The 16,292-nt window shown below is 46.3% G+C and carries 17 protein-coding genes; 8 read left to right on the plus strand and 9 right to left on the minus strand.

Features of this window, described 5'->3' with window-relative positions; translation table 11 throughout:
• The first annotated feature begins 150 nt into the window (after positions 1-150).
• From R7V76_RS08850 to R7V76_RS08865, 4 genes are all read left to right on the plus strand, one after another.
• Positions 151-1,044 (plus strand): 1,4-dihydroxy-2-naphthoate polyprenyltransferase, encoded by an 894-nt coding sequence (locus R7V76_RS08850; protein ID WP_318092125.1) that lies wholly within the window; start codon positions 151-153, stop codon positions 1,042-1,044.
• Between the two features lie 196 nt (positions 1,045-1,240).
• The gene (locus tag R7V76_RS08855) at positions 1,241-2,152 is read left to right on the plus strand and encodes a PfkB family carbohydrate kinase (protein WP_318092127.1); all 912 of its coding nucleotides are present in this window, start codon (positions 1,241-1,243) and stop codon (positions 2,150-2,152) included.
• A 27-nt stretch (positions 2,153-2,179) separates the two neighbouring features.
• Positions 2,180-2,605, plus strand: coding sequence for an NUDIX hydrolase (locus R7V76_RS08860; RefSeq protein ID WP_318092128.1), 426 nt, complete (start codon positions 2,180-2,182; stop codon positions 2,603-2,605).
• Between the two features lie 87 nt (positions 2,606-2,692).
• Positions 2,693-3,601 carry a YihY/virulence factor BrkB family protein gene (locus tag R7V76_RS08865; RefSeq protein WP_012369537.1) on the plus strand — a complete coding sequence of 303 codons (909 nt, stop codon included), beginning with the start codon at positions 2,693-2,695 and terminating at the stop codon, positions 3,599-3,601.
• 84 nt (positions 3,602-3,685) lie between these two features.
• On the opposite strand, the gene R7V76_RS08870 is transcribed toward R7V76_RS08865, so the two are convergent.
• Positions 3,686-5,635 carry a heavy metal translocating P-type ATPase gene (locus R7V76_RS08870; RefSeq protein WP_318092129.1) on the minus strand — a complete coding sequence of 650 codons (1,950 nt, stop codon included), beginning with the start codon at positions 5,633-5,635 and terminating at the stop codon, positions 3,686-3,688.
• 187 nt (positions 5,636-5,822) lie between these two features.
• Between R7V76_RS08870 and R7V76_RS08875 the strand changes: the two genes are divergently transcribed.
• Positions 5,823-6,752, plus strand: a complete 930-nt coding sequence (locus R7V76_RS08875; RefSeq protein WP_318092131.1) for a DMT family transporter — start codon at positions 5,823-5,825, stop codon at positions 6,750-6,752.
• Positions 6,753-6,905: 153 nt separating this feature from the next.
• A complete protein-coding gene (locus R7V76_RS08880) occupies positions 6,906-7,202 on the plus strand; it encodes a hypothetical protein (protein ID WP_318092132.1) in 297 nt (98 codons plus the stop codon).
• A 244-nt stretch (positions 7,203-7,446) separates the two neighbouring features.
• Here R7V76_RS08880 and R7V76_RS08885 read toward each other — a convergent pair whose 3' ends face one another.
• The 3 genes from R7V76_RS08885 to yfkAB all read right to left on the minus strand — a co-directional run bounded on the left by R7V76_RS08885 (position 7,447) and on the right by yfkAB (position 10,047).
• Positions 7,447-8,601 carry an MFS transporter gene (locus R7V76_RS08885; RefSeq protein WP_369076251.1) on the minus strand — a complete coding sequence of 385 codons (1,155 nt, stop codon included), beginning with the start codon at positions 8,599-8,601 and terminating at the stop codon, positions 7,447-7,449.
• Positions 8,602-8,672: 71 nt separating this feature from the next.
• On the minus strand, positions 8,673-8,855 hold the full coding sequence (locus R7V76_RS08890) for a hypothetical protein (protein ID WP_012369542.1): 183 nt from the start codon (positions 8,853-8,855) through the stop codon (positions 8,673-8,675).
• Between the two features lie 79 nt (positions 8,856-8,934).
• A complete protein-coding gene (gene yfkAB, locus R7V76_RS08895) occupies positions 8,935-10,047 on the minus strand; it encodes a radical SAM/CxCxxxxC motif protein YfkAB (protein ID WP_318092135.1) in 1,113 nt (370 codons plus the stop codon).
• A gap of 87 nt (positions 10,048-10,134) precedes the next feature.
• Here yfkAB and R7V76_RS08900 point away from each other — a divergent pair, with 87 nt between their 5' ends.
• The gene (locus tag R7V76_RS08900) at positions 10,135-10,347 is read left to right on the plus strand and encodes an SE1561 family protein (RefSeq protein WP_012369544.1); all 213 of its coding nucleotides are present in this window, start codon (positions 10,135-10,137) and stop codon (positions 10,345-10,347) included.
• A gap of 37 nt (positions 10,348-10,384) precedes the next feature.
• Complete coding sequence (rlmD, locus tag R7V76_RS08905) at positions 10,385-11,770, plus strand: 23S rRNA (uracil(1939)-C(5))-methyltransferase RlmD (RefSeq protein ID WP_318092137.1); 1,386 nt, start codon at positions 10,385-10,387, stop codon at positions 11,768-11,770.
• Between the two features lie 92 nt (positions 11,771-11,862).
• Here rlmD and R7V76_RS08910 read toward each other — a convergent pair whose 3' ends face one another.
• The 5 genes from R7V76_RS08910 to R7V76_RS08930 all read right to left on the minus strand — a co-directional run bounded on the left by R7V76_RS08910 (position 11,863) and on the right by R7V76_RS08930 (position 16,207).
• Positions 11,863-12,744: an aldo/keto reductase gene (locus R7V76_RS08910; protein ID WP_318092139.1), complete on the minus strand. Its 882-nt coding sequence runs from the start codon at positions 12,742-12,744 to the stop codon at positions 11,863-11,865.
• A gap of 53 nt (positions 12,745-12,797) precedes the next feature.
• A complete protein-coding gene (locus R7V76_RS08915) occupies positions 12,798-13,346 on the minus strand; it encodes a TVP38/TMEM64 family protein (RefSeq protein WP_318092140.1) in 549 nt (182 codons plus the stop codon).
• A gap of 89 nt (positions 13,347-13,435) precedes the next feature.
• Entirely contained in the window at positions 13,436-14,830 is a 1,395-nt protein-coding gene (locus tag R7V76_RS08920) for a sensor histidine kinase (protein ID WP_318092141.1), read from the minus strand.
• On the minus strand, positions 14,827-15,513 hold the full coding sequence (locus R7V76_RS08925; protein ID WP_318092142.1) for a response regulator transcription factor: 687 nt from the start codon (positions 15,511-15,513) through the stop codon (positions 14,827-14,829). The genes R7V76_RS08920 and R7V76_RS08925 overlap by 4 nt, the downstream gene beginning before the upstream one ends.
• Positions 15,514-15,649: 136 nt before the next feature.
• Entirely contained in the window at positions 15,650-16,207 is a 558-nt protein-coding gene (locus R7V76_RS08930; RefSeq protein ID WP_012369550.1) for a GNAT family N-acetyltransferase, read from the minus strand.
• Positions 16,208-16,292: the final 85 nt, after the last annotated feature.

The raw sequence follows: 16,292 nt of genomic DNA on the forward strand, positions 1-16,292 counted from the left end.
GCCCCCTAGTCTAAAGATACTGTGATACGTTTCACTTATTCTCAGTGTAAACTTTTTATGTGAAAAAAAGAAGGAATAAGCTATCTTGGATTGAGCATTGACAGTAAAAAACGAAACCCGATACACTTAGACAGGAAAGGGGTTTATTATATGAATAAATCAATCGCTGTATACTGGCGAATGACACGACCACATACGCTGACGGCAAGTTTTGTACCTGTCGTCGTCGGAACGGCCATTGTGGCACCGCGGATCGAATCGTTACGGATGGATCTGTTTTTTGCCATGTTGATCGCATCGATGCTGATTCAGATTGCGACGAACTTATTTAATGAATATTACGACTACAAGCGCGGGCTTGATACGGAAGACTCGGTGGGAATCGGCGGATCGATTGTCCGTGACGGTTTTAAACCGGGAACGATTTTGGCGTTTGCCTTCTCGTTGTATGGTATTTCGGCCTTGCTTGGTATCTATTTGTGTCTTGAAACAACATGGTGGTTACTGCTAATCGGTATCGTGTCGATGTTTGTTGGTTACATCTATACAGGCGGACCGTTACCGATCGCCTACACACCATTCGGGGAAATCGTCGCCGGTTTCTTCATGGGCTATGTCATCATCGCGATTTCAGCTTATCTGCAGATCGGTTATGTTCCGACGGAAGCAATCGCAATTTCGATTCCGGTATCGATTTTAATCGGATCGATTTTGCTCGCAAATAACATACGGGATCTCGACAATGATAAAGTCAACGGCCGAAAGACAATCGCCTGTTTAGTTGGGCACCAAAAAGCCGTTTACGTCCTGATTGCCTTTTTTGCCGCTGCAATCGTCTCACTTTTGATTGCTGTACTGGTCTTTAACGTCACCTGGTGGGCACTGCTTGCTCTTTTGAGCATTCCACTGATGATCAAAGCCGTAAAATTGTTCTGGCGTGATCTTCCGCCGCAGGAATTGATGCCGGGTATGGCACAGACCGGAAAGGTCAATACGATTTTCGGATTATTGCTTGCGATCAGTTTGACGATTGCCAATTTGTGACCGGAAAACTGCTTTTATGAACGGAATCCCGAATGATGGACGGATAAAACTGTCTTCGTCGGGATTTTTTTGTTGGTACAGTCAAGGGTTTGATTGGTTGTAACAGTTTTGAAATTTTACTATAATGGAAGCAATGTGCCTAGAACGCGTATAAAATCCTTCGGGTTCATGAAATTTTTTTAGAGGTGGAACAGGAATGAATAAAATTGCGGTAATCGGAAAAGTATTCGTCGACATAAAAGGAACTTCGTTTGCGCCTTTGCATAAGGATGCCAAAAACGTCGGGGATATCACCTTCTCGAACGGTGGTACAGGGCGGAACGTAGCACAAAATCTTGCTGTTCTCGGAAATGATGTTCGTTTTATCTCGACGGTTACGAACGATCAAATTGGTGTCGGGGTACTGGAAGAGTTAAAATCTTACGGAGCCAACGTCGATCATGTGGAGATGCTCGAAGATCATGGAATGGGAATGTGGCTTGCGGTGATGGACAATGAAGGAGATTTGCAGACGTCGATTTCCAAACAACCGGACGCCAAACTCCTCGAAGAAGCCATTCTTCGCCAATCTGTCTATGCGCTTGACGGAGTGGACGCAGTCGCAATCGATTTGGATTTATCGGTTACAGTGCTTGAACGATTGATTCACATCTGCCGTAAAATGGAGTTACCGCTTTACGGTGTCTGTGGACATTTGAGTGTAATTGAACGCAACCGTCATCTGTTGCAAGGATTCACAGGATTCATCTGCAGCCGCGAAGAAGCTGAAATTTTATCGGATTTATCGATTGTGACAGTAGAAGACGCAATCCATGTAGCGAACGAACTGGCGAAAAAAGGAGCACCCTTTACCGTCGTCACGATGAGTGAGTTAGGTGCTGTTTATGTCGATCGCCGGACGGCGACTTCCGGTCACGTCGGGACAAAAAAAGTGAAAGTAGTCGACTCAACAGGTGCAGGAGATTCATTCTTTTCCGCTGTTCTTTCCGAATTGACGGAATCGAAGCGGGCAGAAGAGGCACTACAGCTTGGAATGAAAGTTGCCGCACAAGTCATTGCATCCACGGAAAACGGACTGATTCCAGAAATGCTTGAGACCATTCGTTGAGTCCTCAGATTGTGAGGGGGAGAATCAATGCCGATTCAAAGAAGTGCGATTATTTTAATCAATGAAGCAGACGAAGTTGCCTTGATTCGTCGGGATAAGCCGGGTGAAACGTATTATGTATTCCCCGGCGGTGGACGGGAAGCTGGAGCGACACTGGAAGAGACGGCGATTCGGGAAGCCCATGAAGAGCTTGGTGTGGACGTAGAACTTGAAGGTGTTGCTGCGAACGTTCACTTTAACGGCTTGGAAAATCCGTATTATTGGGCAAAAATAACGGGTGGTGTATTCGGGACGGGAACCGGAGAAGAATTCGAAGATCAGTCGTCCGGGTATACACCGTTGTGGATCAAACGTGAAGCGTTAACCGATTTACCGATTCGTCCGACATCGCTTGTGCAGGAATTGGCTAAGATGACGGATCGTTTCTATAATATCGAGCTCAAGGATAATTGAGGTTTTAGTTAAAATAAACAGGGAAAAAGTATAGTAAGACAATGAGGTGGTCCTAGACTGCCTCTTTTTTATGAAGGAGAGATGACGATGGCGCATACACGTGATCCTAAAGGATTAGCCCTGAATCTAAAGCAACGGATGTCCGATCACAACATTACGGATTATGCAGGAACACTCGCGTATTATTGGTTTTTATCCATTTTTCCAGGTATCATTTTTGTTATTTCAGTATTATCATTCTTTGACATTGATCAACAGACGCTTGAATCCCAAATTCGTGATTTAGCGCCGGGTGGGTCGGTTAACACGTTTACCGATGTCATTTTCCAGGCCATTAAAGAACCACAGGGCGGTCTCTTGTCCGTCGGTGCGATTCTTGCCATTTGGTCGGCGTCAAAAGGTGTCGATCGTCTGATTACGACTGCTAACCATGCGTACGGAGACTTCTCACCGCGCGGATTCGTTGCAGCCCGTGGAATCGCATTGATTTTAACGATTGTTCTTGGTATTGGTATGTTGTTACTAATCGTTTTGAACGTTCTGGGCGGTCCGATTATCAGCTACTTAGCCAACTTTGTCATTCCGATCGATATGGGACAAAAAATTCTGCTGACGGTATTGCGGTATGCCATTTCCACTGTACTGTTGATTCTGATTTTGTCGATTTTTTACCGCGTCGCGCCGAAACGTCCCATTACATTTAAGGAAGCCATTCCGGGAGCTGTCTTTGGCGTCATCGTGTGGCAATTGTTATCGGTTGGATTCGGATTTTATGTCTCGAATTTCTCGAACTATAACCAAACATACGGTTCACTCGGAAGTGTCGTCATTGTACTGTTGTGGTTGTATTTTACAGGACTCATCATTTTACTTGGATCTGAGCTGAACGCCTCATGGGAACGGTTCATGAAAAAAGCGGATCCGCAAAAAATGGAAGAAAAACGATTAAAAGAACAGGCGGATTTAGACTCGATTCCAACCAATACATTTGGCTGATTTCAAATCGTCCCGCGTTTTAATCGGTTGCATCAAAAAAGCATCTACCGTCGGTAATCCGATGGTAGATGCTTTTTAATTGGATTAAGCTGCCGCTTGTTTTGAAAGCGGAGCGTGAATTTTCTGAGACGGCGTATCTTTTTGGAGCAGGCGTAATCCGTTCAAGATGACGAGAATGGTAGAACCTTCATGACCGACTACTGCAAACGGCATGATGAGGAACTGTGACAAGTTCGAAATGATTAGTAACAAGATGACACCGATAGCGAGCGTGATATTCTGTTTGACTACACGATTCATTTTACGCGCCTTGTTGACGGCGTAAGCAAGGCGTCCTAAATCGTTTTTCATCAAGACGACATCGGCTGTCTCAAGAGCAGCATCGGTTCCTTCACCCATTGCAATCCCGACGTGAGCCAAGGCAAGGGCGGGAGCATCGTTAATTCCGTCTCCGACCATCGCAACTGTTTTTCCTTCAGTCTGATACTGCTTGATATAACGGACTTTGTCTTCAGGAAGACATTCCGCTACATAATCCGTCAGACCTGCTTCTTTAGCAATCGCAGCGGCAGTCACCGGATTATCTCCGGTCAACATGATCGTCGTGATACCGAGAGCATTTAAAGAGGTGATGGCTGTCTTGGCTTCGGGACGAATCGTGTCCCGTAATGCGTAAAGCGCAATGATCGATTGTCCGTTACTGACATAAACTATCGTATTTCCTTGTTCTTTTAAGGTCTGTTCCATCGATAGGAAAGGATCAACTAATCCTTCGTGGAATGCATATTTTCCGATCCGGTATGTCTGACCGGAAACCGTGGCTTCGATTCCGTAGCCGGTCACATCCTTAAAAGTGGATGGCTCGATGATATCCGTTTTTAAATGCGTGACAATCGCTTGTGCGAGCGGATGATTCGATTGTGCTTCGATGGATGCGACCGCTTGTTTGACGGCAAATGCATCCACTCCGTCAGCATAATGGCTTTCCGTGACGATAGGTTTTCCGGTCGTTAATGTTCCGGTTTTATCAAAGACGATCGTATCGACTTGTCCGAGTGTCTCGATATGTGCACCACCTTTAAATAAAACACCGTTTCGGGCAGAGGCGGCGATTGCTGCCAAAGCAGCTGGTGTAATCGAAGCGACCAACGCACAAGGAGAAGCGACGACAAGCAAAATCATAGCCCGGTAAATGCTCGTTTCAAATGTCCAACCAATTAAGTAGTGGGGGACGACCATCATCAAAGCAACGACGAGTAAGACGATTTTGACGTAACGGCTTTCGAACCGCTCAATGAATTGTGCAGAGGGTGATTGCTCGCTTTGAGCGTTTTGAACCATATGAATGATTTTTTGGAACAACGACTCGTCCGCAGCTTTCGTCATCTCAATCGTCAAAACACCATTCATATTGACGGTCGAATTATAGACGGTATCCCCAACATGCTTTTCGACAGGGATTGATTCGCCTGTAATCGAGGCTTCCTCAATGGCGGCTTGACCGCGGATGATCGTTCCGTCGACAGGGATGCGTTCCCCGGGACGGACGTAGACCAGTTCGCCGACAACCAATTGCTCAAGACCCACAACTTCAAGCTTACCGTCAGCGTTTAAACGAGTAGCTTCTTCCGGTTGCAAGGACATCAAACTCTGTAATGCCCGTTCGTTTTTATTCATCGTATAGGTTTCAAGGGCACCAGATAAAGCAAAGATGAAAATCAAGATAGCACCTTCCATCCAGTAACCGATCGCCGCTGCACCGATCGCAGCCAAGATCATCAACAATTCTACGTTTAAGGTTTTATCATGATACGTTTCGGTTAAACCTTCTTTTGCTTTCGCATAACCGCCGATCAAATAAGCGGAGAGATAAAGCGTGACATAACCGGTAGCCGGAATGTTGAGCTTTTCAAGTGTGTAGGCAATTAAAATCAATATTCCACTAAAGAGTGCTAAAATCAATTCGTGATGTTCCTCCCAAGCATGGCGGAGAGCGGAACGCTGATGGACATCAGTAGTAGTAGAGGTAGTCATATGGGAAAACTCCTTTCAAGTCTAAATGAGAAAAGAAATCATTATGTTAAAACAATGAGAATGTTAATTACCAACGTTTTCTCATGAATGATAATGAGTTTCATTGTCGCTAGATTATAATAATTATTATCTGTAAAACTACTATACCATGTCTATGTCAAAAGGAACAGGAAAGGAATCAGTAAAAATGAAAAAAATATTGACCGATCGATTTGGTATGGTTGTGCTCGCTTTAGTGACGACCTTTCTTTGGGGAAGTGCCTTTCCCTTCATTAAAAAAAGTTATGCTTTACTTGCCATCACCTCAACCGAATATGGAGAACAGCTGTTGTTTGCCAGTTACCGTTTTTTCCTAGCCGGTGTCTTATTGCTGATTGTCAGCGTCCTGATATTTAAACAGCCGATTACGTTGAAAAAGCGGACACTCGCTTACAGCCGGCTTGGTTTCTTCTTGACGTTTCTCCAGTATGTGTTTTTTTACATCGGGCTTTCCTTATCAACAGGCGTGCAAGGATCAATCATTGCCGGATCGACTTCCTTCTTTCAAATGTTGCTCGCTCATTTCCGGTATGAAGATGACCGGTTAAATCGATTTAAGGGACTCGCTTTATTTTTAGGGTTTACAGGCGTCATTTTAGCGAACTGGCCGCAAGGGTCTGCCGGTGTTTCGTTTGGTGCCGGAGAAATCCTGTTGATTTTAGCGATGATTTCCGGGGCATTCGGAAATTTAATCGCCAAGGAATATTCGGCCAGTTATCCGGTTGCACCGATGACAGGTTGGGCCATGGTCATTGGATCAATCGGTTTATTCATCGTCGGAGCGGTCTTGAATGGAGACTGGTTCCCGTTTAACTTCACCAGTACGACCGTCTGGATGCTGATCTATTTAGCATTCTTGTCAGCGACGGGATTTACATTGTGGAATCTCTTGATGAAATACAATCCGGTCAGCCGGGTGTCATTGTTTATGTTTTTTGTACCGATTTACGGTGTGACGTTATCCGCACTCATTCTCGGTGAATCGATTCCACCCCAGGCATGCCTTGGATTAGTATTTGTAGTCGCCGGTATTTTGGTCTCGACCTATCTACCGGTCTGGTTTCAAAAGCGCGGTTGACGAAGATTCTGAATCGTGCAAAAATAGTCTCAATCAATCTGTTATTTTTAATCGTTCGTTGCTAAGCCGACTCGTTCGGCTTTTTCTGTACGGTCATAAAACCACCGATTCGGCCTTGCTGCAAAGGCTAGTGCAACTAAAAAACGAGAGGAGATGAGAGAATTGGAACGGAATGAGATCGTTCGAAAGATCATTGCCAACCGTCGTCCGCGGGATGAGTTTGCCCGGTTTGTCGTTACTTGTGTCAGTCAACAATTAAAGGAGACGCATGGAGATGTCGGTGTGGAAATCATTGAGGCGGAAAGAGGGTACGACTCCGTTTGGTCAATCAACGGTCGAGAGGTCGTCGTCTTGCTGGAAACGGAAGAATTGAAACGGGCAAAAGAACAACCGTATGCAATCGACGATAAGCTCTGGCACAGTTTTCGGCAAGAAGGAATCGTGAAATAGAATGGAACTGACTCAAAGGTCAGTTCCTGCAAAGATGAGGGTGGCAGATTCCAATTCTGCCACCCTCATCTTGTAAAAAAAGAATCACTCGCTTCACGCAACTCCTACAGGGAAAAGCGCATTTTTGCGCTGTCAGAGACAAACAAGACCCGCTAAATGAAGCAGGGAAACTGGCTTGTGTCTCGCCTGAGGAAAGGGCGTGAAAGAACGAGTGATTTCTTTTTGATTCAGTATCTTTATCTGTTTACAGCGAGCGGGGTGTAGTCTTTGACCGAAAAAGCAGATAAGCGAGTGTCGCGAGAACCAGGACAAACAAAATAAAGTAGAATCCCGGCGGTAACATGACGAACAAGCTACCGGAAATCGGACCGAGAATTGAACCGAGACTGAATGAAATCCCGGCAAGCAGGTTACCGGTCGGCAACAGATGACTGGGTAACTGTTCTGTCATGTAAGCAACGCCGAGTGAATAAGTCGAGCCGAGTGCCATGCCACTGACAGCAAAAATCATAAATAATGCTCCGTAACTTTGAAAGAAAAAACAAGCTGCCAAAAATGCAAACGCTCCGATACTGAGGACGGTGATCAGCGTCCGTCGTTTTCCAAAATGGTCAGCGAGACGTCCGAGGGGTAATTGCATCAATAAAGAGCTGACGACAAATGTCGTAATTAAACTGCTTGTCTGAGATAGTTCATAACCGTTTCGTGTTGCGAAGACCGGGAAGCTGGCATTTAAGGTCGCTTCCAAAAAACCATAGGTGAAGCCGGGTAACAATGTAAACCAAGCGCTCGTCAGGACAAGACGGTAACGGGAAGCAGCGGACTGAAGTTCTTCTGGCATGATATCAGACGGTTTTTCATTCGGTAACCGTCTTAAAGCAATCAAGACGAGAACGGTTAATGTTCCGGTCAGAACGAACGGCAGCCAACTGATCCAGTCGACAAGCGGTGCTGCGAGTGGACCAAGAGCGAAACCGAGACCAAAGGCCATGCCGTACAGAGACATCGTCCGGCCGAGTTTATGATTGGGTGTAATCGATGTGACCCATACTTGAGAACCGTAATGGAGGGTTTGATCCCCGAAGCCGACTGCAAATCGTAACACCATCCAAGCGAGAACGCTCGGAATCAGCGGGAACGCAAATACAGCAACCGCTACTAATGCGAGACCAAACGAGATGACAGGTACATAACCGTGTCGGCGCAACGGTTTTTCCATCAATGGTGCGGCAACAATGACGCCGATATACAGGACAGCAGCGCTTAGTCCATTTATGTAAGCAGGTGTTCCTTGACGTTCGAGCAAAATAGAAAGCAATGGGATCAGTAATCCTTGGGTGAAACCGGAAATGAATACAATCGAAAGAATCAAAGCAAAGCGACGCGACAAAACAAACAACTGCCTTTCCTTTTTTATTTAAGCATAACATGCCCCGGCTGTACGATTGTACACCGGGGCATGTCACACGGTTATGGTTTATTTTGTTCAAAGCGTGTCGGGCGGGGCATGTGTAGAAGATGTTCGTCCCAGTCCGTTTGGTCAAACACTTCATCGTGTTCGATACTGTGAGACGCCCGAATCCCGATCATCATGATTCCAAGTACCATACTGAACATCCCAATAATTGCAACGATTCCAACAAGCCATTCCATTTTGAAACCCCCTTCGAACAAGGAAAGTGTGGCGACTTTGTGACAAACTTTTCCCGTTTTAAAAGAGACTCAAACCTGCTTACAGACGACTGGATTGTTTTAGGAAATCGACTTCCGGATAGTAGGCATTTTTGACGAGTGCATTTGGACCGAGGCACTGAACGGCAGGACAGTGACAGGATAAACTCTGATTGAGTTCTGTTTGCTTCCACACCGCATACGCTTCGTTAAATGACGTGTCATGAATCGTTCCGAGTGATGCGAGTTCGTCACCGAAGTCGGTCACAATGATTTCGCCGTCAAAGATATTGACGTTCAGACGTGAACGACCGTCGGGATCATTGCGGACGGAAACGTTTGGTTCCTGACGCAGGCGACGGTGAAGCGCTAAATCTTCTTCTTTCATCGAGCAGGCATAAAACGGCAGTGTCCCGAACAGCATCCAGACGTCCGGATCCCGGACATCAAGCAGACGGTGGATGCCGTCACGGATTTCATCCAGACTCGCGGCTTCAATCATCGAGGCGAAATCGGCGGGGTACATAGGATGTACTTCATGCCTGACGCATCCCATTTCGATGATTTCCTGGTGGATGGCTTCGAGGTGCGGCAGTGTTCGTTTGTTAATCATCGTCTCGGCAGAAACGAGGACGCCGCGTGCATTTAGAATCCGGGCATTTTCTTTCATCTGTTCAAACAGCTTTGTCCGGGCTTCACGCGACGGTTTCCGTTCCATCATTGCAAATCCGCCATCAATGAAATCGTCTGCGGTTCCCCAGTTATGAGAAATATGTAAGACGTCAAGATACGGGATGATCAGCTCATACCGGGAAAGGGGAAGTGTTAAATTTGAATTGATTTGGGTTTTAGCTCCCCGTTCGTGGGCATACTTAAGTAAAGGCACAACATATTCCCGGACCGATTTCATCGATAGCATCGGTTCGCCGCCTGTAATGGAAAAGGCACGCAGGTGCTCAATCTCATCCAATCGCTTGATGAGCAGTTCGACCGGGATGGTGGGTGTTTCGCTGTTTGACAACATATAGCCGACGGCACAATGTTCACAGCGCATGTTACAAAGGGTTGTCGTCGTGACTTCGATGTTCGTCAGTCGGGCTTGTCCATACTGTTCGATATCACGGTACGCTTCCCACGGATCATTTTTGATGGTGATGGGTGATTTTAATGACATGATACATTTTCCTCCTTTATAAGGTTCCACTACGTATCGTATGCTAAATGCATACAGGAATAAAGAACAAGAAAGGAAGTCAGAATAATGGGAAAAGCAAGAACTGATAAACTTGGGCAGATGAATGTGCTAAAATCAAGAATGCAGCTTTTATGCCATACGATTGATTCATTGGATGAAACATCAGATATTGAGGATTTGGAACGTTTAGCCGTCTCCTTGGATCAGTTGAAAGCCAAGGTGCTTCGTTATGCAAAAGATATGAAGGAACATGAGGAATCAGAGAGCGGTTCGAAATGACCGCTTTTTGATTTGGATCATGGAGAGGATGGATCAGATGACAACAAAAATTAAACTACAGGTAGGCGAAGTTCGTTCCGTAACCTGCTTACGCATGGGAATTAACGGAGAAGGAATCGCGACACTCGAACGACAAATCGTCTTCATTCCAGGTTTGCTCGTCGGAGAAACCGCTCAAATTGAAATTACGGAAATCCATAACAATTTTGCAAATGCAAAAATCTTGAAGCGGGATGTCCGTTCACCGGATCGTGTAACGCCGCTGTGTCCAATTTACAGCCAATGCGGCGGATGTCAGCTCCAACATATGAGTTATGAAGGACAACTCCGTTATAAAGAAGACATGGTCCGAAATGCCTTTACAAAATCGACGAAGCTGAATGTCGAGAAATCGGATATCCGCCCGACGATCGGGACGACAGAATGGGAATACCGGAATAAATCGCAGTTTGCCGTCGGAAAAGAAGGAACACAAATCGTCAGCGGATTGTATTCAGCGAACTCGAACCGTCTGGTGGCAATCGACGAGTGTATCGTTCAAAACAAAGAGACGTTACGCGTCAACAACGCCGTGACGAAAATTTTAAATGACTACAATGTACCGGTCTATAACTCAGCGAAACAAGACGGTGTCATCCGGAATATTGTCGTTCGGACCGGCATCAAGACGGGCGAAATTCAAGTCGTGCTGGTTGCGTTTAAAGATGGTTTTAAGGATCTTGAAGGTTTATCACGCGATATTTATGATATTCCGGGCGTTATCTCAGTCGCCTTGAACATCAATGACAAAATGACTTCACGCGTCTTTGGGGAACAAACGGAAATTTTACGCGGAGTGGAACGGATCGAAGAACAAATGGGTGAGTTTACGTACCAACTGTCACCGCGTGCCTTTTTCCAGTTGAATCCGGAACAAGCCGAGCGGATGTATGGTGAGATCGTCAAAGCGGCAGCCTTGACGGGTGAAGAACGTGTCGTCGATGCCTATGCAGGTGTCGGGTCGATTGGTCTTTGGATTGCAAGCGGTGCAAAAGAAGTCCGCGGCATGGAAATCGTCGAGGAAGCCGTCGAAGATGCAACGGCACACATGAAGCAATACGGATTTAATCATGCCCAGTACGTGGTCGGAAAAGCAGAAACATGGATTCCGCGTTGGGTGAAAGAAGGCTGTATTCCGGACGTCTTCATCGTCGATCCGCCTCGTTCAGGGTGTGATACACAATTATTAAACGCGATGATTTCGTCAAAAGCGAAAAAAATCATTTACGTTTCGTGTAATCCGCAAACTTTGGCACGTGATTGCGATCATCTGATGAAAGCCGGCTACAAAGTCAGCTATATCCAGCCGTACGATATGTTCCCACAAACGGCACACGTCGAAGCCATCGTCGTTTTGGAAAAGAAGAAAAAGAAAAAGTTTTAAACGGACCGAACGGGTAAGAGAACCGATCTCTCTATGAAAAAAGGAAAACGGCGACTAAGCCGTTTTCCTTTTTGTTTTGTCTTGCGATCTATTTAAGTTTGTTGCAGCCAATTTTCATCCTGTTCCTGAAAACGTCGTTTAAGATCAGCGACCCGTTCTGCCGGTAAAGGTCCTTTTTCCAACAAGCGGATATTTTGGGCCAGATGCTCCGGACTGGCCGTGCCGATGATGGCACTTGTGACACCGGGTTCAAAAACGGTAAACCGGAGTGCGGTTTCAAGCCAAGAAGCTTCTTCAAGCGGGAAATCGAGCTGCTGTGCTCGTTCCCAGTATGGTTCGACATATTGTCCGACCGGACGGGACGCGAACCGCCATGGTGCATTGGCAATCGGACGTTTGGCGATGATACCTTTCTGTTGCTGATGAATCAGTGGAATCGAATCAGTTAGTGCCCGTTGATCGTATAAACTAACAGACGTTTGAAAACTGTCGAACCGTCCTGTCGTGATGGCATAGTCTAAATCTTCCCGGTCACCGGAATACGCGATCAGGCGGACTTTTCCGGCCTGTTTTGCCCGTTCAAGTGCCTCGATGACGTCATCTTGAGCCAGTATTTCCTTACTGCAGGAATGTAAATGAACGATATCGATAAAGTCTGTTTGCATCATCAAAAGAGCCTGGTCAATCCCGCCGGCGACGGCTTGAAACGTCCAATCTTCCGTGCGCGGGACATCATATCCCACCTTCGTCGACAGCACGACATCGTGGCGACGCTGTTTTAAAAAGTGACCGAGCCGCTTTTCGGATAAGCCGTAGCCGCGAGCAGTATCAAATAAACGAATGCCCGTATCCAATGCTTGATGGAGGATATAACTTGCTTCCTGATCGGATAAGTCCTCCGAACCGATATGACCGGCACCGAATCCAAGCGGTGAGACCTGGATGTCGGTATTGCCGAATGAACGTAATTCCATGTTGTTTCCTCCTTTAGTTACGTCTATAACAGTATACGAAGAAAACGGTTGCATCAATCGATATCCCTCGATCGATGCAACCGTTTTTTATAAAGATATATCAGGTAGAACACCGCAAACAATCCGGCAATCAACCAAGGAATCATGGAATCCTGTTCAATCAATTCGTTGACGGCAAAGGCTTCGATGACAAGTGCCGGTACTTTCCCGATGGTACTGGCAGTTAAAAAAATCACCGGTGAGACGCTGCTTGTCGCACTTAAAAACGTGACGAGACCGGAAGGGGCGAACGGTAACAGTCGCAAAAAGATGATTGTCCAAAAGGCGTCCCAACCGGTTTGCGCCGTCAGTTTTTCAAGCCACTTCAAGATGAACGGTGATTGAATCAACGGTTCGACCCGCCGGATACCGTAACGATACACGTAAAAGGCAACGCCGGCACCGAGGGCTTCGCCAAGAAACGATAGCATCAAACCTTGCCAAAAACCGAAATACAGTAGATTGGCTGCCGTGACGAAGGCGCTCGGTAAAACACCGAACAGGCTGATGATGACACTGACTAAAAGACTGATTGGTACAGCAAACATTTCTGTCCGTTGCAACCAATCAAGGAGTATGGCTTCGATAGTAAAACTTCCTTTCACCCTTTAACAGATCAAGTCAACATCGTTTCCGGACTGACGAAATGATATTAGGAAAATCCGTCGTCTTCGTCCGGCAACAACGGTAACGTAATCAAAACAGTTGTTCCTTGTCCGAGCACGGATTCGAAGGAAATCGTTCCGTCGTGCCGGTCGATGATGTGTTTTGTGATGGCAAGACCGAGACCCGTTCCGCCGTCCTTTCGTGTCCGTGATTTATCAACACGGTAAAACCGTTTCGTTAAACGCTCCAAATGTTCCGGTGGAATGCCTTCTCCTTCGTCTCGAATCGAACAAATCGTCTGTTCGCCGTCTGTTTTTGTCGACAGATAGATATGTCTCGAGGCAGGCGTGTAACGTAAGGCATTGTCCAGCAGATTTCCGATCACTTGCTCAAGCCGGTCATTGTCACCAAGGACGATTTGACCTGGATCAAAGTCAGTGACGATGGATACACCTTTCGCCTTCGCGATCGGTTCCATCCGGTAGACGACATCTTCCAAAACCTGGCTGAAGACAAGCGGTTGTTTTGTCATTGGATACGAATCCCGTTCCAACTGGGCAAGATCGAGCAGATCATTGACGAGACGTTGCAACCGTTCCGTTTCCCGTTCGATGATTTGGTAATATTGATCGCGTGTTTTTTCATCCAGTGCTTTATCCTGCATCATTTCTGTATATCCCCGGATATAGGACAGGGGAGTCCGCAATTCATGACTGACGTTCGCCAAGAATTCCTTACGTTGTTCATCCACTTCACCGAGGGATTCTGCCATCTTATTCAGGGTTTCTGCCAGTTCACCGATTTCATCATCGGATTGAATCGGAATTCGATAGGCAAAATCTCCTTGGGCGTAGACGGTTGAGGCCCGTTTCATGTCAATTAGCGGACGAATGATCGTATCAATGATCTGCCGACCGAAAATGACGAGATTCAACACGATCAGACCAATCATGAAGAAGATCATCAGGCGAAGCGGTCGGAACGGTTCACTGATTTGACCGAGCTCCAAATAGAGAATCAACGTCCCGACGAGCCGGTTGTTTTCAATAATGGGAAAACCGGTCATCAGGATGTCCGTTCCTTCAATCGGATGGGTTCGACTGGAGACGACGGTTTCACCATTGCGTAACTGTTCAATATCCGCATTCGTCAAGAACCGGAGGCCGGCCGGATTTTTCTTCAGAAAGTCGATGAAAAAGACTTTGGATTCCGTTAATTCATTCGTATACGTCATCCCGTCATAAAACGCACCGGAAAGTCCTTCTGATTCATAGATGTTAATCAGTTTTTCACCCCGGTTGAGCAACAAGTCTTCCTGTGTTTGCAGGTAAAACCGGTCATAGAGGTAAAATGTCAATAAAACAAACAGGACGGCAGAAAAAACACTTGTGAACCAAATCGTAATCCAAATCCGACGGCGAATGGTATACCGCTTAATCATACTTCCTCGAATTTATATCCGATGCCCCAGACCGTTTGGATCGAGCCGCCGGCTTCACCGAGTTTCAGACGGAGTGTTTTGATGTGGGTATCGACTGTCCGCAAGTTTCCGATATAGTCGGCGCCCCAAATCTGGTCGAGCAACTGTTCGCGTGAAAAGACTTTATCGTTGTTTTGGACAAACAAATGGAGTAAGTCAAATTCCTTCCGCGTTAAGCTGATTGGTTTTCCGCTGACGTGGACACTGCGGCTTTCTGTATCAAGCTCCAATTTGCCGATCGTCAACGTCGCTGATTGATCGACCGTAAAACGATGGGAACGGCGCAGCGTCGCTTCGATCCGGGCCAATAGTTCACGTGGGCTGAACGGTTTCGTGATGTAGTCATCGGCCCCGATTTTCAGACCGTGAATCCGGTCGAGTTCGTCCGAACGGGCCGTCAGCATGATGATCGGGACGTTCGAGAATTCACGGATTCGCATGCAAGCCGTCAAACCGTCCATTTCCGGCATCATGACATCCAGCAAAACGAGATGGAAGGTATCACGCTGCATTAAATCAAGTGCTCCTTGACCGTTCGAAGCCGTCGTCGTCTGATAGTTTTCTTTTTGAAGATTTGAGACAAGCAGATCACGCATTTGTGCTTCGTCATCTACGACAAGTATTTTAAAGGATTGTTCTGGCATCAGTTAATCACTCCATTTCATATGGGAAGAGGGGATGGCTTCTTCCGACAGGTGAATTTTCCTTATTATCATACCATTTGAAGCTTTCGATCCGCATCAAAAGTACGAACAAAAAAGCACAAGAGGCAGGTGCCTCTCATGCTTCGAGTTGTTGTTCGTAGACCGTTTCGAATTCGCGGCCGTGGATATACATTTGAAAACTGGATTTGGAGACTTCGTAGAGTGTAAATTGAGTTTCTCCGGTATTCAGCTGTTCGAGTAAAGCCGGTCGTAATGCATCGGCGCAAAAAGCATAAGGCAGTTTTTCCGCTGCTTTTTGTGAACGGATGTTAGTCTTGCGGATCTTCATGAAGACACTTTCGAAATCAAGATCAAAAAATAGTTCTGCAAAAAATGCTTCTTTTGCAAGATTGTTATAACCTTTCCCATGATACGGTTTACCTAACCATGTACCGAGAAACCCATACTGTCCTTCGATATCGAGTAAACTGATTGTACCGATTGGTTGGTCAAATTCGTCTAGGATTGTGCGTGAGACCAGCTCACCGCGTTCTTCCTCTTCGATTGCCTGCTTTGTAGTAAACAGAAATTCATCAAAGTACCGTGTTTTTTGGCGGACGTACGGATATACGTCTTGATGCTGCATCAGTTCGAACAAATCAGCGCAGTCGCTCAGCTCCCGTTGCTTGAGCATACTTCCATTCCTCCTTCTTAAGACCGCTAGAATGATTGTCGAAAGCTACCTGTCTGACTCGTTTGAACCGCGCATGGTATGCCTT

Origin of the sequence: Exiguobacterium artemiae (assembly GCF_033342815.1) — a bacterium.
Taxonomy (GTDB): Bacteria; Bacillota; Bacilli; order Exiguobacteriales; family Exiguobacteriaceae; genus Exiguobacterium_A; species Exiguobacterium_A artemiae_A.

Coding starts and splice junctions, on each gene's coding strand:
- R7V76_RS08850 (WP_318092125.1), top strand. CDS start 151: ATGAATAAATCAATCGCTGTATACTGGCGAATGACACGACCACATACG.
- yfkAB (WP_318092135.1), bottom strand. CDS start 10,047: ATGTCATTAAAATCACCCATCACCATCAAAAATGATCCGTGGGAAGCG.
- R7V76_RS08925 (WP_318092142.1), bottom strand. CDS start 15,513: ATGCCAGAACAATCCTTTAAAATACTTGTCGTAGATGACGAAGCACAA.
- rlmD (WP_318092137.1), top strand. CDS start 10,385: ATGACAACAAAAATTAAACTACAGGTAGGCGAAGTTCGTTCCGTAACC.
- R7V76_RS08920 (WP_318092141.1), bottom strand. CDS start 14,830: ATGATTAAGCGGTATACCATTCGCCGTCGGATTTGGATTACGATTTGG.
- R7V76_RS08890 (WP_012369542.1), bottom strand. CDS start 8,855: ATGGAATGGCTTGTTGGAATCGTTGCAATTATTGGGATGTTCAGTATG.
- R7V76_RS08870 (WP_318092129.1), bottom strand. CDS start 5,635: ATGACTACCTCTACTACTACTGATGTCCATCAGCGTTCCGCTCTCCGC.
- R7V76_RS08900 (WP_012369544.1), top strand. CDS start 10,135: ATGGGAAAAGCAAGAACTGATAAACTTGGGCAGATGAATGTGCTAAAA.
- R7V76_RS08860 (WP_318092128.1), top strand. CDS start 2,180: ATGCCGATTCAAAGAAGTGCGATTATTTTAATCAATGAAGCAGACGAA.
- R7V76_RS08930 (WP_012369550.1), bottom strand. CDS start 16,207: ATGCTCAAGCAACGGGAGCTGAGCGACTGCGCTGATTTGTTCGAACTG.
- R7V76_RS08880 (WP_318092132.1), top strand. CDS start 6,906: ATGAGAGAATTGGAACGGAATGAGATCGTTCGAAAGATCATTGCCAAC.
- R7V76_RS08910 (WP_318092139.1), bottom strand. CDS start 12,744: ATGGAATTACGTTCATTCGGCAATACCGACATCCAGGTCTCACCGCTT.
- R7V76_RS08855 (WP_318092127.1), top strand. CDS start 1,241: ATGAATAAAATTGCGGTAATCGGAAAAGTATTCGTCGACATAAAAGGA.
- R7V76_RS08865 (WP_012369537.1), top strand. CDS start 2,693: ATGGCGCATACACGTGATCCTAAAGGATTAGCCCTGAATCTAAAGCAA.
- R7V76_RS08875 (WP_318092131.1), top strand. CDS start 5,823: ATGAAAAAAATATTGACCGATCGATTTGGTATGGTTGTGCTCGCTTTA.